General features: G+C 49.5%; 1 protein-coding gene. It reads right to left on the bottom strand.

Annotated features, from left to right (window positions below):
• Positions 1–31: 31 nt before the first annotated feature.
• Positions 32–190: a hypothetical protein gene (locus MiSe_RS49765; protein ID WP_226595028.1), complete on the bottom strand. Its 159-nt coding sequence runs from the start codon at positions 188–190 to the stop codon at positions 32–34.
• Positions 191–529: the final 339 nt, after the last annotated feature.

The following is a 529-nucleotide window of genomic DNA, read 5'->3' as shown; positions in this document are numbered from 1 at the left end:
TTACCCGCAACCTGGTAGGGACACGGCACGATCAATATTTCGGGTTTGACAACCAATGTTTCACATGCCTTGTCCCTACTGTTGCAACAGATTCCAGGATCAATTGTCGATTGTGGCACGCATCTGTGGTCAAATCCATACCGTAACGACTGGCGATGGTGTTACCCGCAACCTGGTAGGGACACGGCACGATCAATATTTCGGGTTTGACAACCAATGTTTCACATGCCGTGTCCCTACTTTTGCCACAGGTTATTGGATCAATGGTCGATTGTGGCACGCATTGTTGGTCAAATCCATACCGTAACGACTGGCGATGGTGTTACCCGCAACCTGGTAGGGACACGGCACGATCAATATTTCGGGTTTGACAACCAATGTTTCACATGCCGTGTCCCTACTGTTGCAACAGATTCCAGGATCAATTGTCGATTGTGGCACGCATCTGTGGTCAAATCCATACCGTAACGACTGGCGATGGTGTTACCCGCAACCTGGTAGGGACACGGCACGATCAATATTTCGGGTT

This window comes from Microseira wollei NIES-4236, from assembly GCF_020521235.1.
Taxonomy (GTDB): domain Bacteria; phylum Cyanobacteriota; class Cyanobacteriia; order Cyanobacteriales; family Aerosakkonemataceae; genus Microseira; species Microseira wollei.
Note: the sequence above shows the minus strand (reverse complement) of the source record. Positions and strands in the feature narration are given on the sequence as shown.